The organism is Falsirhodobacter halotolerans, assembly GCF_022899245.1.
Classification (GTDB): Bacteria; Pseudomonadota; Alphaproteobacteria; order Rhodobacterales; family Rhodobacteraceae; genus Falsirhodobacter; species Falsirhodobacter halotolerans.
Genome location: NZ_JALJAZ010000001.1, coordinates 871,606 through 894,314, shown reverse-complemented (window position 1 = coordinate 894,314; position 22,709 = coordinate 871,606). Strand labels below are relative to the sequence as shown.

The following is a 22,709-nucleotide window of genomic DNA, read 5'->3' as shown; positions in this document are numbered from 1 at the left end:
GGATGAAGACGGTGACCTCGCATCAGGGGATGGCAACCTCGCCGCATTTTCTTGCGAGCCGGGCGGGACGTTCGGTGCTGGCGGAGGGGGGCACGGCGGTCGAGGCGTGCGTTGCGATGGCGGCGACGCTGTCGGCCGTCTATCCGCACATGACCGGCATCGGTGGCGACGGGTTCTGGCTGATCCACGGGCCGGACGGCACGGTCAGGTCCATCCACGGCTGCGGCGGGGCGGCGGCGAAAGCGGAGCTTTCGCTCTATGCCGGGATGAAGTCCGTTCCGTGGCGGGGACCGCTGGCGGCCAACACGGTGGCGGGAACGGTGTCGGCATGGCAGGCGGCGCTGGAGGGGGATGCGGGGGCGCTGCCGCTGGCGCGGTTGCTGCGCGATGCCGTGGCCCATGCGCGGGACGGCGTGGCGGTCACGGCGGGGGGTGCCGCCATCGCGGCGGCGAAGGGCGTGGAGTTGCGCGATCTTCCGGGCGATTATCGCCATGTGTTCGAGCCGGACGGTCGCCCCCTGACGGAAGGCGAGATCCTGCGGCAGCCCGCCTTGGCCGAGACGTTCCTCCGTCTGGGGCGCGAGGGGTTGGACAGCTTCTATTCCGGGAATCTCGCCGCCGACATCGCGCAGGATCTGGAACGTCTGGGCAGTCCGATCTCGGGTGCGGATCTGCGCGATCATCGCGCCACCCGCCCCGCGCCGCTGAAGGTCACCACGGGCCAAGGCACGCTTTATAACGCCGCCCCGCCGACGCAGGGGGCGGCCTCGCTTCTGATCCTTGCGCTGTTCGACCGGATGCGGGCCGATGCCGCCGATGGGTTCGACCATCTGCACGGTCTGATCGAGGCGACGAAGCAGGCGTTCCTGTGGCGCGATCGTCATTGCGGCGATCCCGCGATGATGGAGCGTGACGCGCAGGCGGTGCTGGACGATCCCGCCACGCTGGACGGTATGCTGGCGGCCATCGACGCCACGCGGGCCGCTCCTTGGCCGCAGCCGGGCCAGTGGGGCGATACGGCGTGGTTCGGGGCCGCCGACGGGCGGGGTCAGGTCGTCTCCTGCATACAAAGCACCTATTTCGAGTTCGGGTCGGGGCTTGTGCTGCCCCGCACCGGCATCGTCTGGCAGAACCGGGGGGCCTCGTTCCGCCTTGCCAAAGACGGCTGGAACGCCCTGAAGCCCGGCCGCAAGCCGTTCCACACGCTGAACCCCGCGCTTGCCGTGCTGCGGGATGGCCGGATCATGGCCTATGGCACGATGGGCGGGGAAGGCCAGCCGCAGACGCAGGCCGCGATCTTCACGCGCCACGCCTATTTCGACGTTGACCTGCAAAAGGCGATCAGCCGTCCGCGCTGGCTGCTGGGGCGCACCTGGGGCGACGTGTCCACCACGCTCAAGATCGAGGAAGGTTTTGATGAGACGCTTTATGCTGATCTTGTGGCCGCCGGCCATGCTGTCGAACGCATCGCGGGGCGTTCGGCGATGATGGGCCATGCCGGGGCGCTTGTGCGTCATCCCGATGGCCGTCTGGACGGGGCGAGCGATCCACGATCCGACGGGGAGGCGGCGGCATGGTAAGGACCACACCTTCGGGCGCCCGGGCGGTTGCCCGCTGCCTTGAACTGGGGCGCGCGCCCTATTCCGACATGGAGGGCGGGCTTTACCGCGGCTATCTGACGCCCGCGCATCGCGCCGCGATCGACCGCATGGCACAGTGGATGCGCGCGGCGGGAATGACCACGCGGGTGGACGGGGCGGTGAACCTGATCGGACGCTATGACGGCAGCACGGACGCCCCCCCGCTGATCCTTGCCAGCCATATCGACAGCGTGCGGAATGCGGGGGTCTATGACGGTCCGCTGGGCATCATGCTGGGCATCGAATGCGTGGCGCGCCTTGCGGCCGAAGGGCGGCGGATGCCCTTCCCCATCGAGGTGATCGCCTTCGGGGACGAGGAGGGCAGCCGCTTTCCCGTCTCCATGCTGACCAGCAAGACGCTGGCGGGCAGCCTGACCGGCATTCCCGAGATGGCCGACGCGGACGGCACGCGCTTTGCCGACGCGCTTGCCGCCTTCGACACGTCGCCCGAACAGGTGCTGGCGGCGGCGCATTCCGGCGCGCTGGCCTATCTGGAGGCGCATATCGAACAGGGGCCCGCCCTGCAGGCCGAGGGGCTGGCGCTTGGCATCGTGACGGGGATCGCGGCGCAGTTGCGTCTGCAGGCCACCGTTATCGGTATGGCGGGCCATGCGGGAACATCCTCGATGGACCTGCGGCGCGATGCGCTGGCGGGCGCGGCAGAAATGATGGTCGCGATCGAACGGACCGCCCGCGATGACGCCAGCGATCTGGTGGCCACCGTCGGTTGTCTGGAGGCGTTTCCGGGGGCGACCAATGTCATCCCGGGCGAGGTGCGCTTCACCATCGACCTGCGATCGGGCGATGCGGGGCGGCGTGATCGCGCCAGCGCCGCGATCCTGCACGAGATCGCGGCCATCGCCGCCCGCCGTCAGCTTGATCTGCGGGTTGAGACGGTCCAGGACTTCCCCGCCTCTCCCTGCGATGCCGGGCTGATGGCCCTGCTGGATGATGCGATGGCGGCGGCGGGGCATCCCGCACGTCACCTTGTGTCCGGTGCGGGGCACGACGCCATGAACATGGCCCCGCTTTGCCCGGCCGCGATGCTGTTCATCCGGTGCCGCGACGGCATCAGCCACAACCCCGCGGAGCATGTGGAGCCGGACGACGCCGAGGCGGCGCTGGCCGTGATGTCGGGGTTCATCGAAAAACTTGGAGAGTTGCATGCCTGAGCTTCCGCAGAACCTGTTTGGCCAGATCGACCCGCCGCAACGGCTGCTGATGGGCCCCGGGCCGGTCAACGCCCATCCGCGTGTCCTGCGCGCGATGGGCGCGGACCTTCTGGGGCAGTTCGACCCCGAGATGACCGGCTACATGAACGAGGTGATGGCGCTTTATCGCCCCGTCTTCGGCACGGACAACCGCTGGACCCTGCTGGTGGACGGCACGGCCCGGGCGGGGATCGAGGCCGCGCTGGTCAGCCTGCTGGCACCGGGGGACACCGCGCTCGTGGTCAACTTCGGCCGGTTCGGCCTGCTTCTTCAGGAAATCCTGCACCGCATCGGGGCGCGGTATGAAACCGTGGACGCCCCCTGGGGCGAGGTGGTGCCGCTGGACGCGATCGCCGAGGCCGCACGCCGCGTGCGGCCCACGGTGATCTGCACGGTGCATGGCGACACCTCCACCACGATGGCGCAGCCGTTGGAGGGGATCGGGGCCATCGCGAAGGAGGTCGGCGCCCTCGTCTATGTCGATGCCACCGCGACCCTTGGCGGGATGGAGATCGCGAGCGATCGCTGGGGGGCGGATGTGGTGACGGGCGGGTTGCAGAAATGCCTGGGCGGGCCGTCGGGCTCGTCGCCCATCACCATCTCGGACGCGGCGGCGGACCGGATCCTGAACCGGCGGCATGTCGAAAAGGGCATCGCCCGCGATGATATCGAAAACGGCGCGGGGCGGATGATCGGGTCGAACTACTTCGATCTGGCGATGGTGATGGACTATTGGGGGCCGAAACGGCTGAACCACCACACCGAGGCGACGACCATGCTTTACGGTGCGCGCGAATGCGCCCGCGTCGCCTTGGCCGAAGGGTTGCCCGCGCGGTTTGCCCGCCACGCCGCCGCCGGTCGGGCCATGACCGCGGGCATACGGGCCATGGGGCTGAGCGTGTTCGGCGACGACGCCCACCGGATGACGAACGTGACCGGCGTGTGGATCCCCGACGGTGTGGATGGCGACCGTGTGCGTCTGATGATGCGCACACATTTCGAGATCGAGATCGGCACCGCCTTCGGGCCGCTTCAGGGGCGCATCTGGCGTCTGGGGGCGATGGGATACAACGCCATGCGCCACAAGGTGCTCATCACCCTTGCTGCGCTGGAGGCCTGTCTGCAGGCCGAAGGCCACAGGCTGCCCCTTGGGGCGGCGGTGCCGGCGGCGGTTGCGGCATGGGATGCGGCCTGATGCGCGACCTTGTCGGCTATGGCCAGACGCCGCCCCCCGCCCGCTGGCCGCAGGGGGCGCGGACCGCCGTGCAGTTCGTCATCAACTATGAGGAAGGGGCGGAAAACTCCGTCCTGAACGGCGATCCGCTGTCGGAGGGGTTCCTGTCCGAGATGGTGGGGGCCGCGCGCCACCCCGCCCGTGCGATGGCGATGGAAAGCCTGTATGAATACGGAAGCCGCGCGGGCTTCTGGCGGCTGCACCGTCTGTTCACGGCGCGTGATCTTCCGGTCACGGTCTTTGGTGTGGCGAAAGCGCTGGAAACCAATCCCGAGGCGGTGGCCGCCATGCAGTCCGCCGATTGGGAAATCGCCAGCCACGGCCTGCGCTGGATCGATTATCAGGACATCCCCGAGGATGTGGAGCGCGCCCATATTGCCCAAGCCGTCGCCCTGCATGAACGGGTCACGGGACAGCGTCCCTTGGGGTGGTATCAGGGGCGCACCAGCCCCAACACCGCCCGTCTGGTGTCCGAAGAGGGCGGGTTCCTCTATGACGCCGACAGCTATGCCGACGATCTGCCCTATTGGGACCGGCGTCATGGCCGCGCGCAGCTGATCGTCCCCTATACGCTGGACGTGAACGACATGAAGTTCGTGGCGCTGAACGGCTTTACCGAGGGCGCGCAGTTCTACCGCTATCTGCGCGACACGTTCGACCAGCTTCACGCCGAGGGGGGCCGGATGATGAGCGTCGGTCTGCACGGACGCGTGGCGGGGCGTCCGGCCCGCGCCCATGCGCTGGCGCGGTTCCTCGACCATATCGCGCGGGTTCCCGATGTATGGGTCGCCCGCCGCATCGACATCGCCCGCCACTGGATGAAGGTTCACCCCGCATGATCGCCATCAACTCCCCCACCCCGCTGGCCGAAGTCACCGCCGCCTTCCACGCCTATGAGCGCGCCCTGATGGAGGACGACATGGACGCGATGGACGCGCTGTTCCACGCCTCGCCGCACACGAACCGCTTTGGCGTGGGCGAGGTGCTTTACGGCATCGAGGCGATACGGGCCTTCCGCAAGGGGCGCGGCGGATCGCCCCGACGCCGGTTGGGCCATGTGGCAATCACCGTCTATGGCGACAGCTTCGCGACGGCGGATGCCGAATTCTTCCGCGAAAACTCGGATCTGCGCGGGCGCCAGACACAAAGCTGGGTCCGTTTTGCGGACGGCTGGAAGGTGGTCTCGGCGCATGTGAGCCTGGAAGGCACCTCGCATTGACGCCCCCCCGAACGACAGGAGGTCTTGATGACCGATCACGACACCGCCCCCGATGATGCCACGCTGGCCCGACAGATCGGCGCGACCCTTGGATTCGAGATCCCGGCCCCGTGCGTGGCCGGCGTCGCGATGAACACACGGCTTCTGGCCACCCATCTTGCGACGCTGCGGCGCGCCCCGGAGGACGGGAAATGACCATCTCTTTCGATGCGGCGGACATTGCCCGCAACGTTCGCGCCGGCACGCTCAGCGCGGTGGAGGTTGCCCGCGAGGCGCTGCGCCGGATCGACGCCGCGCCGGAGCTGATGGCGGTGACGCGCCGCCTTGCGGCACGCGCCATGCAGGACGCGGCGGCGGTTGATGCCAAGGTCGCGCGGGGCGAGGATCCGGGCCCGCTTGCCGGGGTTCCGTATGGCGTCAAGGACCTGTTCGACGTGGCGGGCGAAGTCACCACCGCCGGGGCGGCCCGACTGGAGCACGCGCCCCCCGCGACACGGGATGCCGAGGCGATCGCCCGTCTGACGCGCGCGGGGGCCGTGCTGGTCGCGACGCTGAACATGGACGAGTTCGCCTATGGCTTTGTGACCGACAATGCGCGGTGGGGCATCACCCGCAATCCGCACGATCCCGAACGCTTTGCGGGCGGATCCTCGGGCGGGTCCGCGGCCGCCGTCGCCGCCGGTCTGGTCAGCTTCAGCCTGGGGTCCGACACCAACGGCTCGATCCGCATTCCGGCAAGCCTGTGCGGCGTCTTCGGCATCAAGCCCACGCATCACAGCCTGCCGATGGACGGGGTTTACCCCTTTGTGCACACGCTCGACGACATGGGCTGCTTCACCCGCACGGCCGGGGATATGCGGATGGTCGATGACGTGCTGCGCGGCACGGTATCGCATGTCGCCGACGCGCCGTTATCCTGCGCCATGCTTGGCGGCTGGTTCGCCCGCAACCTGACCGCGGGGATGCGGGCGGCGCTGGATCGGTTCACGGCCGGAATGGGGCATGTTCCCGAGGTGACCCTTCGCGGGGTCGATCAGGCACGTTCGGCGGCGTTCCTGATCACCGCCTATGAGGGCGGGCGCCTGCATCTGGACGCCCTGCGCGACGATCCCATCTCCTACGATCCGGGCACGCGGGACCGCCTGATCGCCGGCGCCGCGCTGAGCGAGGCCGCCTATGACGACGCCCTCGCCTATCGCGCGACATTTGCCCGCCAGATCGACGCCGTCTTTGAACGCCACGACGTCCTGATCGCTCCGGCCGTTCTGGGGGAGGCCCCCCGCATCGACCAGCCCACCCTTCTGATCGACGGAGAGGCGAAGCCCGCCCGCGCCAATCTGGGCCTCTTCACCCAACCCATCAGCTTCCTCGGCCTTCCGGTGGTGACCGTTCCTTTGCCGACCGATGGATTGCCCCTCGGCCTCCAGCTCATAGGGCCAAAAGGCCGCGATGCCGACCTCATCGCCCTCGCAACAACGCTGGCGAAAAGGGGGGACGCCAGGCCCGAACTCTGGGCGTAAGCACGGTCTTCTGCGGCACCATACTTCGCCGTCGCAGTGGCCGGTGCGCACGTATCTTTGTGGGCGCCAAACGTGGATCATGGGACAAACCGGGCATTCGAGGAGCGTCAAGGCGACCTTCCTCGACTGATGCCGATATGGCCGATCAGCCCTTCGTCCTGCATCGAACTCATGGTGCGCGTGGGTCGGTCGATATCGAAGGGGGCAGAAAATCATCGAATCCACGCTGCGACGACAGGTCGCCCACGGGAAAGTGGGCCGTGATTTCCGCCGCAGCCTTCCAAGGCGTCCCCTCGTTTCGATCACTCAGGAACAGCTCCACACCCGCGCCGTCAAGAAAGCGCGCCGTTTCCTGCGATCCTGAAATCCAAGAAACTCTCCTGCCATATGCGGGAGGAATGCGCGTGGGTCGCAACAGCGTCAAAGCTCGTTTCGCAATTTCGACGCCCTGCCCGACGATTCCCCCCTCGTTCGAACGTCGATCGGTCCGGCGACACGCGAAAGTCCTTGTCGCAATTGTCCCTCACAGCACGTCCATCGGCCATGGACGCATCGGGGACCGCATCCGTTCCCACGCGCGCACCATGCGCAATACACCCGTATCATCGAACCTGTGACCCGCGATCTGCAATCCGATCGGCACACCGGCGGTATCGTAACCACAGCAGATCGCAACGGCGGGTTGCTCGCTCATGTTATACGGCAAGGTAAAACCGATATGGTCCATCGCGCGGGACACGTCATTGGTGACATACGACCATTCGGCGGGAAACGACGTGTTGGGCGATACCGGGGACAGGACAAAATCCACGCCTTTCGTGGCCGCCACCGTGCGGGTCCGAACCTCCATCGTCGCGGTATAGGCGCGGAACGCCTCAAGTGCCGTCATCCTCGCCGCCGGCGCGGCCCATTCCAGAAACACCGGCAGAACCTTGGCCCGCTTCGCGTCGTCAAGGGTGGCCAGATCCTGCGCGGCACGGATCAACCAGAATTGGTTGACGCCCTGCAGAAGGTCGTCGGTCATCCATGGCGCCAGCGGCTCCACCACCGCCCCCGCCGCTTCAAACAGGCGTGCGGCGGCGATCACCGGGTCAATTGTCAGCGGATCGACCGGCATCCCGCAACCGGCGTCCAGCTGCAATCCGATCCGCACCCCTGCCAGGTCGATATCCAGCGCCAGCCAATCCAGCATGGCGGGGGGCAGGTTCATGCTGTCCCGACCCTGCGGATCGGGACGGCTGAGGACGGCCATCATCCGCGCAGCATCCTCGACCGTTCGACACATCGGCCCCGCGCACCGCCCCTGATACGGCGGGTCGATCGGAATGCGCCCCAGGGACGGCTTCAGCCCGACCAGCCCGTTCCATGCCGCGGGCAGGCGGATCGATCCGCCGATATCCGTGCCGATGTGCAGCGGCCCATAGCCCGCCGCCCCTCCCGCCCCGGCCCCGGCCGAGGATCCGCCGGGGTTCATCGCGCGGTTCCACGGGTTGCGCGCCGTCGCGTGAATGCTGGACACACCCGACGACATCGCGCCGTATTCCGGCATTGTGGTCTTGCCAAGGATGACGACCCCCGCCTCGCGCAGACGCGCGGCAGGTGGCGCATCTGCGGTGGCGGGGACAAGGCGGGTGGCGGCCGTTCCCAAGGGCACGGGGGTTCCTTTGGTGGCGATGTTTTCCTTGATCGTCGCGGGAACACCGTCCAGCGTCACCCCATCCGCACCTGTCAACGGCGCCCCTTCACGCCAGCGCCGTTCGGACCGACGCGCGGCGGCCCGTGCGCCGTCGGGATCGAAGCCATACATCGCATGCAGATGCGGTTCCGTTCGTTCGATCTGCACGATGACCGCCTCCGTCACCTCCACCGGCGACAAGGTTCCATCCCGATAGCCGGCAAGGAGGGTGGTGGCATCCAGCGCGTGAAGAACTTCGGTCATATGGCCTCTTTCATTTCCGGGGACGAGTCATTGGAAGGAACCATAAACCGCATGACGAAACGTCCGTGCGGGTGGAGATGGCGCGGATGAAGGTCCGACGATCATCCACCGCAAATTTCGGCCCATGATCGCGCATTCGACAAACTTTTCATCAAGATGAGAACGGGAACGGTCGTTCCGCCGCAGCGCCGCTCGCGTTGTCATTCCCGCTGTGCCGGCCTTGGGCGTGATCGCCCATGCCCGATATGTTCGCCTGCGCCGGAAAAACCGCACCGTCCCGCCCAAGGCCGCCTGTATTTGCAGCGGTGTGCGAAAAACACCCCAACACACCGAAAATTCCTTGAGCGGTCGGCGCACCCGTTCCGATGCTGGGGTGAAGACGCCTGCCTGAAACACAGCACGAAGGATCGACGATGACGTTCAATTCCAGATGCGCCCGGTTTGCCTCGGCCACAGCGCTATGTCTTGTCACAGCCCTGCCGGCCACTGCGGAAACGATCACCGCCGTCATGCACTCCGGCCTTCGCGTTCTGGACCCGGTGATGACGACGGCCCACATCACACGCGACAATGCGGCCATGATCTGGGATTCGCTCGTGGCGCTGGATTCCGATTTTCAGGTTCAGCCCCAGATGGCGACGTTCGAGGTGTCCGAGGACGGCCTGACCTACACCTTCGCCCTGCGTGACGGCCTGAAATGGCATGACGGGGGCGATGTGACATCGGCGGATGCCATCGCGTCGATCCGGCGCTGGATGGAACGCGACAATGGCGGCCAGATGGTGGCCGACCGCATGGCCAGTCTGGAGGCCACGGATGACAAGACATTCACGCTGACCCTTACCGAACCGTTCAGCTATACGCTGGAGGCGATGGCGAAACCCTCGGGCCTTGCGCTGTTCATCATGCCCGAACGGATCGCCAACACCCCGGCGGACACCGCCATCACCGAATTCGTCGGCTCCGGCCCCTTCGTGTTCAACGAGGCGGAATTCCAGCCGGGCGTCCGCGTCGTCTATGACAAGTTCGAGGATTACGTCCCCGCCCCCGGCGATCGGAGCTGGTTCTCCGGCGGAAAGGAGGTGCTGGTCGATCGCGTGGAATGGGTGACCATGCCCGATGCCCAGACCGCGATGAACGCGCTGATCAACGGCGAGATCGACTATATGGAGGCGGTGCCCGTCGATCTTCTGCCGCTGCTGGAAGGGATGGACGGCATCCAGACCAAGGTGCTGGCCGATCTGGGCGGCGTTGCGATCGGGCGGATGAACTTCCTCTACCCCCCGTTCGACAATCCGCAGATCCGCCGCGCCGCGATGATGGCCATGAGCCAGCAGGACGTGCTGACCGCGTGGATCGGCAATCCGGATTACTTCAAGGTCTGCGGCGCGATCACCGGCTGCGGCACCCCGCTGGCATCCGAGACGGGGTCGGAGACGCTGACCTCGGGCGGGGATATCGAAGGGGCCAAGGCGCTTCTGGCCGAGGCGGGATATGACGGCACACCCGTCGTCCTGATGCAACCGACGGATGTCGTGACCCTGACCGCGCAGCCCATCGTGGCGGCACAGGCGCTGCGGGCGGCCGGTTTCAACGTCGACATGCAGCCGATGGACTGGCAGACGCTCGTCACCCGCCGCGCCAACATGGCCCCCCCGGCCGAGGGCGGCTGGAACCTGTTCTTCACCAACTGGATCGTGCCGGAAGTCGCCAACCCCCTTGGCAACGTCATGATGGGCGGCCGGGGAGAGCGGTCGTGGTTCGGCTGGCCCACGGATGAACGGATCGAAACGCTTCTGAGCGAATTCGGCAGCGCCCCGGACGCCGAGGCGCAAAAGCAGGTCGCGGAACAGATCCAGGCGCATGTGATGGAGAATGTGAACTACATCCACCTAGGCCAGTATTTCAGCCCCTCGGCATGGAGCGACAAGCTGGACGGCGTCGTCTCCGCCCCCTTCCCCGTCTTCTGGGGCGTCAGCAAATCCGACGGCTGACCGACACGTCGCCCCCGCCGGGGGCGGCCGCCTTCGTTTACGGGAGATGACATGTCCACCTATCTTCTTCGCCGCGTCCTGGCGGCCATTCCGGTTCTGCTGATCGTCGCGGTCTTCGTGTTTTTGTTGCTGCGCCTGACGCCGGGCGACCCCGCCGCGATCCTTGCGGGCGACATGGCGACGCCGGATCAACTGGCCCGCATCCGTGAAAGCCTCGGTCTGGACCGGCCCTTGCATGTGCAGTTCTTCGGGTGGCTGTTCGATCTTCTGCGGGGTGATTTCGGAACCTCGCTCATCTCCAACCGCCCGGTTCTGGAACTGGTGGGCGACCGGATGTGGCCGACGATCTGGATGGCGCTTATCACCATCACCCTGTCGGTCCTTGTCGCCGTGCCGATGGGCGTGCTGGCGGCCTGGCGGCACAAGACATGGATCGACCATGCGGTCATGACCTTTTCGGTCCTGGGGTTTTCCATTCCCGTCTTCGTCATCGGCTATCTGCTGATCACGTTTTTTTCGCTGAACCTGCGCTGGTTGCCGGTTCAGGGGTATGTCGCCCCGACCCAGGACCCGCTGGGGTTCGCGCAACGCGCCGTTCTGCCGGCGCTGACGCTGGCGTCGATCTATATCGCGCTGATCGCCCGAATGACGCGGGCCAGCCTGCTCGATGTGCTGAACGAGGATTACGTCCGCACCGCCCGTGCCAAGGGTCTGGCCGAACGCCGCGTGCTGTTCCGCCACGCGCTGCGCAACGCCGCCGTGCCGGTGATGACGGTGATAGGCACCGGCTTTGCCCTTCTGATTTCCGGCGTGGTTGTGACGGAAAGCGTGTTCAACATCCCCGGTCTGGGGCGGTTGACGGTCGATAGCATCTTCGCCCGCGACTACCCCGTGATCCAGGCGCTGATCCTGCTGACGGCGGGCATCTACGTCCTGATCAACCTGGCCATCGACCTGTCCTATTCGCTGCTTGACCCAAGGATCCGTTATTGATGACCGGCAACAGCCTTCGTGGGGCCCTGCCCCTTTCCACCCGCCGGATATCGCTGCGTCTGGGGGTCGCGCCGACCCTTGCCGCCGTGGTTCTGCTGCTGATCGTGGTGGCCGCCATCTTCGCGCCGTGGCTTGCCCCCCATGATCCGATCGCGCAGAACCCTCTTGCCCGGCTGAAGCCACCCTCGGCCGAATATCTTCTTGGAACCGACAATTACGGGCGCGATCTCTTTTCCCGTGTCGTGTATGGCGCGCGCGTGTCGCTTGTCATCGGGATCGGGGTCACGATCATGGCGGTGACGATCGGTCTGGCGATCGGGCTCGTGTCGGGTTTTTTCCGCAGCGTGGATGCGGTCGTCATGCGGATCATGGACGGGCTGATGGCCATGCCCTCGGTGCTTCTGGCCATCGCGATCGTGGCGCTGATGGGGGCCAGCATCTGGACCGTGATGGCCGCGATCACGATCCCCGAGATTCCCCGCGTCGTCCGGCTGGTGCGGTCCGTTGTTCTGTCGGCGCGCGAAGAGCCGTATGTCGAGGCCGCGATCTCGCTTGGCACTTCGATGCCGCGGGTGCTGTGGCGCCATCTGATGCCCAACACCTTCGCGCCGCTGACGGTGCAGGCCACCTATGTCTGCGCCAGCGCGATCCTGACCGAGGCGATCCTGTCCTTTCTGGGCGCGGGCGTGTCCACCGAAACGCCGACATGGGGCAACATCATGGCCGAGGCGCGGTTGTATTTCCAGCTGAAGCCCTCGCTCATCCTCTGGCCGGGGGTGGCGCTGTCGCTGTGCATTCTGGCGATCAATCTGCTGGGCGATGCCGCCCGCGACATCCTCGACCCGCGCATGGGCAAAAGAGAGGCGTGAGATGACCGTTCTGGAAATCGAGAACCTGCACGTCGCGGTCGATGCCCCCAACGGGGCCGAGGTGGTCCGCGCCCTGTCCCTGACCATCGCGGCGGGCGAAACCGTCTGCCTTGTGGGGGAAAGCGGGTCGGGCAAATCCGTCAGCTCGCTCGCCACGATGGGTTTGCTGCCCAAGGGGTCGCTGAAGGTGACCCAAGGCACGATCCGGCTGGAGGGCGAGGAGCTTCTGACCCTGACCCCGAACCAGCTTCGGGACCGGCGGGCCACGAAGATGTCGATGATCTTCCAGGAGCCGATGACCGCCCTGAACCCCGTGATGAAGGTGGGCGACCAGATCGCCGAGGTTCTGAACACCCATACCCGCCTGTCCAATGCCGAGGTTCATGCCCGCGTGATGGACATTCTGGATCAGGTCGGCCTGCCCGACATCACGCGCATCGCGGGCAGCTTTCCGCATCAGCTTTCGGGCGGGCAGCGGCAGCGGATCATGATCGCCATGGCCCTCGTCCTCGAACCGCGCCTGTTGATTGCGGATGAACCCACGACCGCGCTGGACGTGACCACGCAGAAGCAGATCCTGAAACTGGTGAAGGAGCTGCAGGAAAAGCACGGCACGGCGGTCCTGTTCATCACCCATGACATGGGCGTCGTGGCCGAGATTGCGGACCGCGTTTATGTGATGAACCGCGGCGATCTGGTGGAAAGCGGGCGCGTGACGGACATCCTGACCGCGCCACGGATGGACTATACGCGCAAGCTTCTCTCATCGGTCCCGTCGCTGGTGCCGCGCGCGGGGCGGGCGGTGGCCAGTCGCAAGCCCGCGCTGCAGGTCAACGGGCTGAACAAGATCTATGGCGCGGGGGGGATGCTGGGCAAACGCACGGGCACCCATGCCGCGCGCGATGTGACCTTCGAACTGACGGCGGGACGCACGCTGGGCATCGTGGGGGAAAGCGGGTCCGGCAAATCCACCGTCGCGCGCTGCGTGATGCGGATGATCGACCCCAGTTCGGGGGGCATCCGCGTGGCGGGGCAGGAGATCGGGGGTCTGTCGCGCCGGGGGCTGCACCCTTACCGCAAGAAGCTGCAGATGGTGTTTCAGGACCCCTACCGCTCGCTCAACCCCCGCCTGACGGTGGAGGAGAGCATCATCGAGGGGCCTTGCAACTACGGCACCTCGCGCCGGGCGGCCAAGGCGCGGGCGGCGGAGCTTCTGGAACTGGTCGGCCTGCCCGCCACGGCTGCCGCCCGCTATCCGCATCAGTTTTCCGGCGGACAGCGCCAGCGGATCGCCATTGCCCGCGCGCTGGCGATGGAGCCGGACCTTCTGGTGGCGGACGAGGCGGTGTCGGCGCTGGACGTGTCGGTTCAGGCGCAGGTGCTGGACCTTCTGGCCGATGTGCAGGCGCGGACCGGCATCGCCATCCTGTTCATCACCCACGACCTGCGCGTCGCGGCCCAGATCTGCGACGAGGTGGCCGTGATGCGGCAGGGCGCGGTGGTGGAGATCGGCCCCGCCGCCGCCGTTCTGGGCAATCCGCAGCACGACTACACCCGCGCGCTTCTGGCCGCAGCCCCCGGACGGGACTGGGATTTCGCCAATTTCCGCCCCGTCGCCGCCTGAAAGGATGCCCATGCCCCGTATCGCCCTTGGCGGTTTTCTGCACGAGACCAACACCTTCGCCCCGACCAAGGCCACCTATGACGATTTCGCCCATGGGGGCGGGTCGGGCCGGATGCTGCGCGGCGACGAGATTCTGACCGCGTGCGCCGACATCAACGCGGCCATTTCCGGCGCGATCCGTCACGGGTGGGCGGCGGGGTGGGAACTGCTGCCCACGCTGTTCTGCGCCACCTCCCCCTCGGCCCATGTGACGGAGAATGCGTTCGAACGTATCGCGGGCGAACTGATCCAGCGGATCGTGGACCTTGGGCCCGTCGATGGCGTGTTTCTTGATCTGCACGGGGCGATGGTGACCGAACATCACGACGACGGAGAGGGCGAGCTGCTGGCCCGTCTGCGCGCCGCCATCGGACCGGATGTGCCCGTGGTGGTGTGTCTGGACCTGCACGCCAATGTCACGCAGGCGATGTTCGATCTGGCGGATGTTCTGGAAAGCTATCGCACCTATCCGCATGTCGATATGGCCGAAACGGGCCTGCGCGGCGCGCGGTCGCTGGGGGCGATGCTGGACGGCAGTCGCCCGACCAAGGCGATGCGGGTGCCCGATTTCCTGACGGCGATCGCGTGGCAATGCACCCATGCCGATCCGGCGCGCGGGCTTTACGCCCGCCTTGCGGACCTTGCGGGCAACGACCGCGCGATGAGCTTCAACATGGGGTTTCCCGCCGCCGACTTTCCCGAATGCCAGATGACGATCCTCGCCTATGGTCCCGATGCGGACCGGGCCGCCGACGCGATGCTGGCGGCGGTGAACGCCCAGGAACCGGCGTTCCTCGGGCGGGTCTTCACCCCCGAGGATGGCGTGGCCGAGGCGCTGTACCTGCGGTCGCGCCACGGCCCTGTCGTGATCGCGGACACGCAGGACAATCCCGGCGCGGGGGCGGACAGCAACACCACCGGCATGATCCGCGCGATGGTCGCGGCGGGCGCGCGGGGGGCGATCGGCAACCTCTATGACCCCGCCGCCGCGCGGGCGGCCCATGCGGCGGGCGTGGGCGCGACGCGGCGCTTCACCCTTGGCGGGCAGTCGGGGGTGGCGGGGGATACACCGTTCGAGGTGGAGGCCACGGTCGAGGCGCTGTCGGACGGCACCTTCACCGCCACCGGCCCCTATTACCGCGGCCGGGTGATGGAGATGGGGCCATCGGCCTGCCTGCGGGTGGGCGCGCTGCGCATCGTCACCGTGTCGGCCAAGGCGCAGATGGCCGATCGCGGCATGTTCCGTCAGGTCGGCATCATCCCCGAGGAGGAACCGATCCTGATCGTCAAAAGCTCGGTCCATTTCCGCGCCGATTTCGATCCCATCGCCAGCCACCTTCTGGTCTGCGCCGCCCCCGGCCCGATGGCGGTGGATCCCGCCCGTCTGCCGTGGACGCGTCTGCGGCCCGGCCGCCGCATCGGGGCGCTTGGCCCCGCGTTCCAACCCGCCTGAGAGGACCGAATGACCGATTGGAGAACCCTGCCCTTCGACACCGACACCATCATTGACGGAATGCGCCCGTGGATCGAATGCGAAAGCCCGACCTATGACGCCGATGCCCTGAACAGGATGATGGACCTTGTCGCCGTGGACTGCGCCGAACTTGGCGCGACCGTCGAACGCATCCCCGGCACGATGGGCCTTGGCGGGTCGGTCCGCGCGCGGTTTCCCCATCCCGACATGGGCGCGCCCGGCATCCTGATTTCCGGCCATATGGATACCGTGCATCCGGTGGGCACGCTGGCGAAAAACCCCTTCCGGCGCGAGGGGGGCAAGGTCTATGGCCCCGGCATCCAGGATATGAAGGGCGGCAACTACATCACGCTGGAGGCCATTCGCCGGATACAGGAGGCGGGTCTTGCGACGCCGCTGCCCATCACCGCCCTGTTCACCCCGGACGAGGAGATCGGCACCCCCGCCACCCGCCGCCTGATCGAGATGGAGGCGCGGCGGGCGAAATACGTGCTCTGCCCCGAACCGGGCCATCCCGACAATGGCGTGACCACGGGCCGCTATGCCATTGCGCGTTTCGATCTGACGGCGACCGGCCGCCCCAGCCATGCGGGGGCGGATGTGAAGGGCGGGGTCAGCGCCGTGCGCGAACTGGCCCGCCGGATCATCGAGATCGAGGAGATGACGACCGAGGACTGCACCTTTTCCTGCAACGACCTGTCCTCGGGGCAGTGGGTGAACTGCGTGCCGTCCTTTGCCCGCGCGCAATGCCTGTCCATGGCGAAACGGCAGGAGGATCTGGACGCGGGCGTTGACCGGATGCTGGCGCTGAGCGGGGACCGCAACGGGGTCACCTTCACCGTCACGCGCGGCGTCACCCGCCCGGTATGGGAGCCGGAGATGCCTGGCACCATGGCGATCTACGATCTGGCGCGCGGGCTTTCGGCGGAACTGGGGCTTGATATGCCGCATCGCAGTCAGGGCGGCGGGTCGGATGCCAATTTCACCGGCGCGATGGGGGTGCCGAGCCTCTGTTCCCTCGGGGTGATCGGTGCGGGTCTGCATACGCTGGAGGAACATATCCACGAGGACATGATCGTGCCCCGCACACGGATCATGGTGGGGCTGCTGACGACGCTGGCCTAACCGAAGGCCACGTCCCCCCATGGCGTCATGATCTCGGTGCAGCCGCAGTTCCGGCCCCCCTGCCGCATGACGCCCGCCGGCACCGCGAAGGCATAGGGGAACACCCCCCGCCGGGCCGTCTTGACCGCGCCCACCTGTGCAAGGGCGTTCAGAACATCGGGTGCGAAGCTGTCATCCGCCGTAATCATCCCCGCGCCGGTATTGTCGAGACGGGGGTGGTGGAACGCCTCCTCCAAAGACATGCCGCCATCCATGATGTAATGTGTCAGGCAGGCGACGGAGGGCAGGATCTTGCGCCCGCCCGCCGCACCAAGCGCAAAGCGGCGATCCCCCACCTCCCCCACCATCGGGCAAACGTTCATCAGGCAGGCCTTGTCCGGCCCCAGCGAATTCGGCCGCCCCTGTTCCGGATCGAACCACATGATCCCGTTGTTCAGAAGCATCCCCGTGTTCGGCGATACGACATGCGCGCCGAAGATCGACAACAGCGTCTGCGTCACCGTCACCATGTTTCCGGCCGCATCCACGACGCTAAAGCTGGTGGTGCAGGTGGGCGCGACATCCCCCGAGCTTTCCAGACGGGCGCGATAGGCATCGCCCAGCGCCGCCGCAAGCGCGGCAAGGCTGTCCGGCCCCACGCCGCCCTTCACGGCCGCAAGGGCCGCCCCCAGTTCCGCCCCCGCGCTGAGACCGGACGCCGCGTGCACCACACCCCCGTTATGCGCGAACTGCCGCGTCGGGGCCACCCGCGCGCGATAGGCGGCCAGATCGGCCACCGACAGACGGCCCCCCTTGGCCTGAACGTCATCGGCCAGCGCATGTGCGATATCGCCGGAATAGAAGTCCCCGGCCCCCGCCTCGGCCAGTCGGGTCAGGGTGGCGGCCATCGCGCTCTGGTCCAGATGCACATCGCGCGCCGAGGTCCAGCCGCCGATGTTCGGCCATTGCCCGTCGATAAGGAACATCGCCGCCGCATCCGTGTCCTGCGCCAATTGCCGCGTGGCCGAGGCGATGATCAGCGCGGCATACCAATCGACCTCCAACCCCTCCCGCGCGAGGGCGATGCCGGGGGCCAGCAGGTCGGCCCAGGGAAGCGTGCCGTGGCGTTGATGCGCCATCGCCATCCCCGCGACCGTGCCCGGCACGGCCACCGCCGAACCGCCATAGGCGTTCCGGTCCCCCTCAACCCGCGTCCACGGAAACAGGTCCGGGTTGGTCGCCCCCGGTATCAGCGGATAATCCGCCGGATCCAGATCTTTCGGGGACCGCATTCCGAATTCTATGGTTTCGGGCGTTCCCTCGGCGGGCCACAGGACCATCATGCCCCCACCCATCGGCCCGCTCATCCACGGTTCCACCACGCCGATGGCGAAGGAGGTGGCGATGGCCGCGTCGAATGCGTTGCCACCGGCGCGCAGGACCTCGGCCCCCGCCTCCGACGCCCGCCGGTGCTGCGAGGCGACGACGCCCCGTTCGGTCCATTCAACCACTTTGCGCGTGCGCTGGCTTAGCGACAGGTTTTTCACGAACGATCCCTCCCGTAGTGTCCTTTTCATACAAAGCCCCCCCTCCGGCACGGACAAGGCCAAATCGCCCCCGCCCCGCTCGGGACTGCCCAGTGCCCAATCAAGACGCGCCCGCGCCCGCAATTTGGGCATCGGCCGATGGGGGCGGCATGGAGACCACGAGAGGGTTGCACGGACCATGTCGAATGGTGTCCCGTGACATCATCACAGCATAGGATACGCCATGCCCCCCCTCGACCATATCGACGCGTTTGCCGACGACCTGACCGCAATTCGCCGCGACATCCACGCCCATCCCGAACTGGGGTTCGAGGAGGTGCGGACCTCGGCCCTCGTGGCCGATCTGCTGACCGGATGGGGGATCGAGGTGACGCGGGGCATCGGCAAGACGGGTGTGGTGGGGGTGCTGCACGGCGCTCGTCCCGGACGCCGGATCGGTTTGCGGGCCGACATGGACGCGCTGCCGATCGACGAGATGACGAACCTGCCCTACGCCTCCCGCACGCCCGGCGTCATGCACGCCTGCGGCCACGACGCGCATACGACGATGCTGCTGGGGGCCGCCCGCTATCTGGCCGAAACGCGGGATTTCGCGGGCACGGCGGTGTTCATCTTCCAACCGGCCGAGGAAGGCTTGGGCGGCGCGCGCGCGATGATCGCGGACGGGCTGTTCGACCGCTTTCCCTGTGACGAGCTTTATGGGCTTCACAACTCCCCCTATCACGATCATGGGGTGATCGGGGTGAAGCCGGGGGCGGCGATGGCGGGGGCGGATTTCTTCGACATCGACATCAAGGGCGTCGGCAGCCACGGGGCCATGCCGCAGGTCAGCCGCGATCCGGTCGTCATCGGCGCGGGGATCGTCAAGGAAATCCAGGGCATCGTCGCGCGAAACATGGACCCCACGAAACCCGCCGTCGTGTCGATCACCCAGTTCCACGCGGGCGCGGCCTATAACGTCATTCCGGAAACGGCGCGGCTGTCGGGGACCGTGCGTTATTTCGACACCGCGGACGAGGAGCTGATCGCCCGCCGCATCCGCGCGATCTGTCAGGGCTTTGCCATCGCGCATGAGGTGGAGATCGACGTCTCGATCCGCAACGTGTTCGACGTGCTGATGAACGACCCCGCCCGTGCCGACGATCTGGTCACCGCCGCGCGGGACGTGGTGGGCATGGACAAGGCCGGTCTGAAGGATGGGCTGCAAATGGGGTCGGAGGACATGGCCGACATGCTGCGCATCGTGCCGGGGGCCTACTGCACCTTGGGGCATGGCGGGACGGTGCCGCTGCACAATCCCGGCTTCGTGTTCGACGATGCGGCCCTGCCCCTTGGCGCGAGCCTTCTGGCGCGTCTGGTCGAAACGCGGGGCGCGGCGGGCTAAGGCCCCCACCCTCCTGCCATCACCATCCGGGAACACCATGTCCGATCTGCCCACCCTGCCCGCCCATATCCTCCTGCAACGGTTGCGCGAGGGGAGCCTGACCTCCGCCCGGCTGGTCGAAGCGGTCTACGACCGCATCGCCCGCCTGAACCCCGTGCATAACGCCATCGTATCGTTGCGCCCCTTGGCGGAGGTGGTGGAGGAGGCGCGGCAGGCGGATGCCGCCCCTTCCGCGGGCCCTCTTCACGGCCTGCCCTTCGCGATCAAGGACCTGAGCCAGACCAAGGGCCTTCGCACCACGATGGGCTCGCCGTTGTTCGCCGAGGATATTCCGACGTCCGACGCCCTGCATGTAGCGCGCATCCGGAAGGCGGGGGCCATCATCATCGGCAAGACGAACACGCCGGAATTCGGGCTGGGATCGCACACCTATAACACGGTGTTCGGCGCGACCGGGAACGCGTTCGACTCTACGCGCAGCGCGGGCGGGTCCAGCGGGGGCGCAGCCGTGGCGGTGGCGCTTGGTCTGGTGCCCATGGCCGACGGCAGCGATTTTGGCGGGTCGTTGCGAAATCCCGCCGGCTGGAACAACATCTTCGGCTATCGCCCTTCCCAAGGATTGGTCCCGGCCGTCCCGTCGGCGGATCCGTTCTTCGGGCAATTGGCGACGGACGGTCCCATGGCGCGAAACATCCGCGACCTGCATCTGCTGCTGACGGTTCAGGCGGGCTATGACCCTCGCGCCCCCCTCAGCCTGCCCGATCAGGATCTGTCGATCACCCCAAGGGATTTCGCGCAGTGCCGTGTCGGATGGCTGGGTGATCTGGGCGGGCATCTTCCGTTCGAGGATGGGATCTTGGCAACATGCGAGAATGCCCTGGCCACAAGTCGGATGGAGGCTGTCACCCCGGACACGGATTTCGAAGAATTGTGGCAGGCGTTCGTGACGCTGCGGCACTTCAATCTCTCCGCCCGCCTGTCCCCGCTTCACGCCGATTTGGCAAAAAGGGCGCTCTTGAAACCGGAAGCCCGGTGGGAAGTCGAGGGGTTCCTCGCCCTTACGGCGAACGATATACTCCAGGCGAGCATGACGCGGGCGAAATGGTATGCGCGCATCCTGTCCCTGTTCGACCGGTTCGACATTCTGGCCCTGCCGTCGGCGCAGGTGCATCCGTTCGCCATCGGGCATGACTGGCCGAAATCCATCGCCGGGCGCCGGATGGACAGTTATCATCGATGGATGGAGGTGGTCGCCCCCGCCACCTTGTCCGGCTGTCCGGTCCTGAATGTTCCGGCAGGGTTCGTGGACGGAATGCCGGTCGGGCTGCAACTGATCGGTCGTCCACGCGGGGATCGCGAACTTCTGGGCTTCGGGCTGGGATATGAGGCGCGCCTTACCGCACCCACGGGAATATTTTAGATCGCCGTTCGACATCCGCGCCCCAACCCGATCGCCCATTCGCGCGTTTGCGCGGTGCCGGATTGTCGACGGTCTTATGCCTACGCATCGCGCGCAGAACGGTTGGCTGGTACTCCTCCCGGTTTTACCGGGGTTTGGCCCTAAAACTCACGCAGCCATTCTCAGTTTTTTGTGCAGGTGTTATGCCGCCGATACCCATGTTGTGAACTACTCCCCGATCTTTTGACAGTTTTTGGGGATATTTAAGCGATTGCCTCTGCCTGCCGGTCGGTTTCGGTTCTGTTGAAGTAGACCACGGCGGGGGGCAGCCCGCCATGGGCAGTGTGTGACCGGCGATGGTTATAGAAGGGGACCCAAGCTCCGGTGGCAGCCTTTGCCTGAGACCCTGTGTCCCAAGCATGCAGGGAGACGCATTCATACTACAGCGATCGCCACAGGCGCTCGATGACGGCATTGTCGATGCACCGCCCCTTGCCGTCCATCGAGATGCGGGTGCCGACGCGCTTCAGCCGATCTGCCCAAGCGAAGGACGTGAACTGGTTGCCCTGATCGGTGTTCATGATCGTGGGCGCGCCGAAGCGGTGGATGGCCTCGTTCAGCGCTTCGACGCAAAGGTCAGCCTCCAACGTATTCGATATTCGCCACGCCAGCACCTTGCGCGTGAACCAGTCCATGATGGCAACCAGATACAAAAAGCCGCTCCGCATCGGCAGCCAGGTGATATCGGCGCACCAGACCTGGCCGGGGCGATGGACCCGCAGTCCGCCCAGCGAATAGGGATAGGTCTTGTGTCCCTTCCTCGGCTTGCTGGTGTTGGGCTTCTGATAGATCGGCATCAGGCGCTCTGCCACGCATCAGCCGCCGGATGCGCTTCTGGTTCACGCGATGCCCCTCGTTCTGCAGGTGCCAGGTCATCTGGCGAACCCCATAGAACGGCGTGTCGAGGAACTGTCGGTCGATTAGCCGCATCAGGCTGAGGTTCTGATCCGTCTCGCCCGCAGGCTCGTGGTAGAACGACGAGCGCGAGATCGACAGCAGGCGGCACTGCGTCCCCGATCGACAGCGCAGGATGGTTCCGTTCGACCATCCCACGCCTCACTTTACGGTCCACGGCTTGAGCTTTCGTGACATCGGAGGAAGGACCGTGGCCCCAGTGGGGCCGCGTAGGCCTTGCGGAGGATCGTTGGCGACAGCCAGCTCCCCGATCTTGGCATGCAATGACCGGACCGTCTCTTCATCCACCTCCGTCGCAGGCTTCTTGCCGCCGCGCTCGAAGATATCCGCAGCCCCGTCGAGCAGCGATTTCTTCCACTGATGGATCATCGTCGGATGCACGCCGTATTCGGCGGCCAGCTTCGACACCGTGCGCTCGCCCTTCACGGCCATGAGCGCAACCCAAGCCTTGAAGCCCGCGTCATGGTTTCCTGCGTTTCCGCATCCCTGATCTCCTCGTCATGAAGACCAGCAAACGTCAGATCGTAGCTTCCGTCACTGTCTG

Annotated in this window: 18 protein-coding genes and 1 pseudogene; 15 read left to right on the top strand and 4 right to left on the bottom strand. The window is 66.5% G+C overall.

The genetic code is table 11. The features are described 5' to 3' along the window. Positions 1-2 precede the first annotated feature (2 nt). From MU449_RS04685 to MU449_RS04655, 7 genes are read left to right on the top strand one after another with little or no spacing between them, the layout of a single operon-like run. Positions 3-1,580: a gamma-glutamyltransferase family protein gene (locus tag MU449_RS04685; protein ID WP_244736838.1), complete on the top strand. Its 1,578-nt coding sequence runs from the start codon at positions 3-5 to the stop codon at positions 1,578-1,580. Further along, entirely contained in the window at positions 1,574-2,812 is a 1,239-nt protein-coding gene (locus MU449_RS04680; RefSeq protein ID WP_244736837.1) for an allantoate amidohydrolase, read from the top strand. The genes MU449_RS04685 and MU449_RS04680 overlap by 7 nt, the downstream gene beginning before the upstream one ends. Further along, complete coding sequence (locus MU449_RS04675) at positions 2,805-4,046, top strand: pyridoxal-phosphate-dependent aminotransferase family protein (RefSeq protein ID WP_244736836.1); 1,242 nt, start codon at positions 2,805-2,807, stop codon at positions 4,044-4,046. The genes MU449_RS04680 and MU449_RS04675 overlap by 8 nt, the downstream gene beginning before the upstream one ends. After that, the gene (puuE, locus tag MU449_RS04670; protein WP_342345642.1) at positions 4,046-4,924 is read left to right on the top strand and encodes an allantoinase PuuE; all 879 of its coding nucleotides are present in this window, start codon (positions 4,046-4,048) and stop codon (positions 4,922-4,924) included. The genes MU449_RS04675 and puuE overlap by 1 nt, the downstream gene beginning before the upstream one ends. Continuing rightward, positions 4,921-5,304 carry an oxalurate catabolism protein HpxZ gene (gene hpxZ / locus MU449_RS04665; RefSeq protein ID WP_244736835.1) on the top strand — a complete coding sequence of 128 codons (384 nt, stop codon included), beginning with the start codon at positions 4,921-4,923 and terminating at the stop codon, positions 5,302-5,304. Before puuE ends, hpxZ begins: the two co-directional genes overlap by 4 nt. Positions 5,305-5,331: 27 nt before the next feature. Further along, complete coding sequence (locus MU449_RS04660; RefSeq protein ID WP_244736834.1) at positions 5,332-5,499, top strand: hypothetical protein; 168 nt, start codon at positions 5,332-5,334, stop codon at positions 5,497-5,499. Beyond that, positions 5,496-6,824, top strand: coding sequence for an AtzE family amidohydrolase (locus MU449_RS04655; protein WP_244736833.1), 1,329 nt, complete (start codon positions 5,496-5,498; stop codon positions 6,822-6,824). The genes MU449_RS04660 and MU449_RS04655 overlap by 4 nt, the downstream gene beginning before the upstream one ends. 523 nt (positions 6,825-7,347) lie before the next feature. Here the strand turns inward: MU449_RS04655 and MU449_RS04650 are convergent. Then, on the bottom strand, positions 7,348-8,763 hold the full coding sequence (locus tag MU449_RS04650; RefSeq protein WP_244736832.1) for an amidase: 1,416 nt from the start codon (positions 8,761-8,763) through the stop codon (positions 7,348-7,350). A gap of 151 nt (positions 8,764-8,914) precedes the next feature. Beyond that, positions 8,915-9,274, bottom strand: coding sequence for a hypothetical protein (locus MU449_RS04645; RefSeq protein ID WP_244736831.1), 360 nt, complete (start codon positions 9,272-9,274; stop codon positions 8,915-8,917). Positions 9,275-9,305: 31 nt separating this feature from the next. Between MU449_RS04645 and MU449_RS04640 the strand changes: the two genes are divergently transcribed. The 6 genes from MU449_RS04640 to MU449_RS04615 are packed head-to-tail and all read left to right on the top strand — an operon-like array spanning position 9,306 to position 16,881. After that, positions 9,306-10,757 carry an ABC transporter substrate-binding protein gene (locus MU449_RS04640; protein WP_244736830.1) on the top strand — a complete coding sequence of 484 codons (1,452 nt, stop codon included), beginning with the start codon at positions 9,306-9,308 and terminating at the stop codon, positions 10,755-10,757. A 51-nt stretch (positions 10,758-10,808) separates the two neighbouring features. After that, on the top strand, positions 10,809-11,750 hold the full coding sequence (locus MU449_RS04635; RefSeq protein WP_244736829.1) for an ABC transporter permease: 942 nt from the start codon (positions 10,809-10,811) through the stop codon (positions 11,748-11,750). Further along, entirely contained in the window at positions 11,750-12,619 is an 870-nt protein-coding gene (locus MU449_RS04630; protein WP_244736828.1) for an ABC transporter permease, read from the top strand. Before MU449_RS04635 ends, MU449_RS04630 begins: the two co-directional genes overlap by 1 nt. A gap of 1 nt (position 12,620) precedes the next feature. Beyond that, positions 12,621-14,243 (top strand): ABC transporter ATP-binding protein, encoded by a 1,623-nt coding sequence (locus MU449_RS04625; RefSeq protein ID WP_244736827.1) that lies wholly within the window; start codon positions 12,621-12,623, stop codon positions 14,241-14,243. A 10-nt stretch (positions 14,244-14,253) separates the two neighbouring features. Further along, positions 14,254-15,735, top strand: a complete 1,482-nt coding sequence (locus MU449_RS04620) for a M81 family metallopeptidase (RefSeq protein WP_244736826.1) — start codon at positions 14,254-14,256, stop codon at positions 15,733-15,735. A 9-nt stretch (positions 15,736-15,744) separates the two neighbouring features. Then, complete coding sequence (locus tag MU449_RS04615) at positions 15,745-16,881, top strand: M20/M25/M40 family metallo-hydrolase (protein WP_244736825.1); 1,137 nt, start codon at positions 15,745-15,747, stop codon at positions 16,879-16,881. Here MU449_RS04615 and MU449_RS04610 read toward each other — a convergent pair. Then, positions 16,878-18,407 carry a gamma-glutamyltransferase gene (locus MU449_RS04610; RefSeq protein WP_244736824.1) on the bottom strand — a complete coding sequence of 510 codons (1,530 nt, stop codon included), beginning with the start codon at positions 18,405-18,407 and terminating at the stop codon, positions 16,878-16,880. The two genes, MU449_RS04615 and MU449_RS04610, sit on opposite strands and share 4 nt — an antisense overlap. 223 nt (positions 18,408-18,630) lie before the next feature. Between MU449_RS04610 and MU449_RS04605 the strand changes: the two genes are divergently transcribed. Both MU449_RS04605 and MU449_RS04600 read left to right on the top strand, forming a co-directional pair. Then, positions 18,631-19,791 carry a M20 aminoacylase family protein gene (locus MU449_RS04605; protein ID WP_244736823.1) on the top strand — a complete coding sequence of 387 codons (1,161 nt, stop codon included), beginning with the start codon at positions 18,631-18,633 and terminating at the stop codon, positions 19,789-19,791. A 37-nt stretch (positions 19,792-19,828) separates the two neighbouring features. Beyond that, positions 19,829-21,211: an amidase gene (locus tag MU449_RS04600; RefSeq protein ID WP_244736822.1), complete on the top strand. Its 1,383-nt coding sequence runs from the start codon at positions 19,829-19,831 to the stop codon at positions 21,209-21,211. 242 nt (positions 21,212-21,453) lie between these two features. Here MU449_RS04600 and MU449_RS04595 read toward each other — a convergent pair. Beyond that, a pseudogene (locus MU449_RS04595) lies at positions 21,454-22,597 on the bottom strand (IS3 family transposase). Between the last annotated feature and the right edge of the window lie 112 nt (positions 22,598-22,709).

What these genes read in the sequence shown, in the direction of transcription:
- MU449_RS04605 (WP_244736823.1), top strand. Translation starts at nt 18,631, where the DNA reads ATGCCCCCCCTCGACCATATCGACGCGTTTGCCGACGACCTGACCGCA.
- hpxZ (WP_244736835.1), top strand. Translation starts at nt 4,921, where the DNA reads ATGATCGCCATCAACTCCCCCACCCCGCTGGCCGAAGTCACCGCCGCC.
- MU449_RS04685 (WP_244736838.1), top strand. Translation starts at nt 3, where the DNA reads ATGAAGACGGTGACCTCGCATCAGGGGATGGCAACCTCGCCGCATTTT.
- MU449_RS04645 (WP_244736831.1), bottom strand. Translation starts at nt 9,274, where the DNA reads ATGACGGCGGTGATCGTTTCCGCAGTGGCCGGCAGGGCTGTGACAAGA.
- MU449_RS04625 (WP_244736827.1), top strand. Translation starts at nt 12,621, where the DNA reads ATGACCGTTCTGGAAATCGAGAACCTGCACGTCGCGGTCGATGCCCCC.
- MU449_RS04655 (WP_244736833.1), top strand. Translation starts at nt 5,496, where the DNA reads ATGACCATCTCTTTCGATGCGGCGGACATTGCCCGCAACGTTCGCGCC.
- MU449_RS04650 (WP_244736832.1), bottom strand. Translation starts at nt 8,763, where the DNA reads ATGACCGAAGTTCTTCACGCGCTGGATGCCACCACCCTCCTTGCCGGC.
- MU449_RS04635 (WP_244736829.1), top strand. Translation starts at nt 10,809, where the DNA reads ATGTCCACCTATCTTCTTCGCCGCGTCCTGGCGGCCATTCCGGTTCTG.
- MU449_RS04680 (WP_244736837.1), top strand. Translation starts at nt 1,574, where the DNA reads ATGGTAAGGACCACACCTTCGGGCGCCCGGGCGGTTGCCCGCTGCCTT.
- MU449_RS04660 (WP_244736834.1), top strand. Translation starts at nt 5,332, where the DNA reads ATGACCGATCACGACACCGCCCCCGATGATGCCACGCTGGCCCGACAG.
- MU449_RS04600 (WP_244736822.1), top strand. Translation starts at nt 19,829, where the DNA reads ATGTCCGATCTGCCCACCCTGCCCGCCCATATCCTCCTGCAACGGTTG.
- MU449_RS04615 (WP_244736825.1), top strand. Translation starts at nt 15,745, where the DNA reads ATGACCGATTGGAGAACCCTGCCCTTCGACACCGACACCATCATTGAC.
- MU449_RS04640 (WP_244736830.1), top strand. Translation starts at nt 9,306, where the DNA reads ATGACGACGGCCCACATCACACGCGACAATGCGGCCATGATCTGGGAT.
- puuE (WP_342345642.1), top strand. Translation starts at nt 4,046, where the DNA reads ATGCGCGACCTTGTCGGCTATGGCCAGACGCCGCCCCCCGCCCGCTGG.
- MU449_RS04675 (WP_244736836.1), top strand. Translation starts at nt 2,805, where the DNA reads ATGCCTGAGCTTCCGCAGAACCTGTTTGGCCAGATCGACCCGCCGCAA.
- MU449_RS04620 (WP_244736826.1), top strand. Translation starts at nt 14,254, where the DNA reads ATGCCCCGTATCGCCCTTGGCGGTTTTCTGCACGAGACCAACACCTTC.
- MU449_RS04630 (WP_244736828.1), top strand. Translation starts at nt 11,750, where the DNA reads ATGACCGGCAACAGCCTTCGTGGGGCCCTGCCCCTTTCCACCCGCCGG.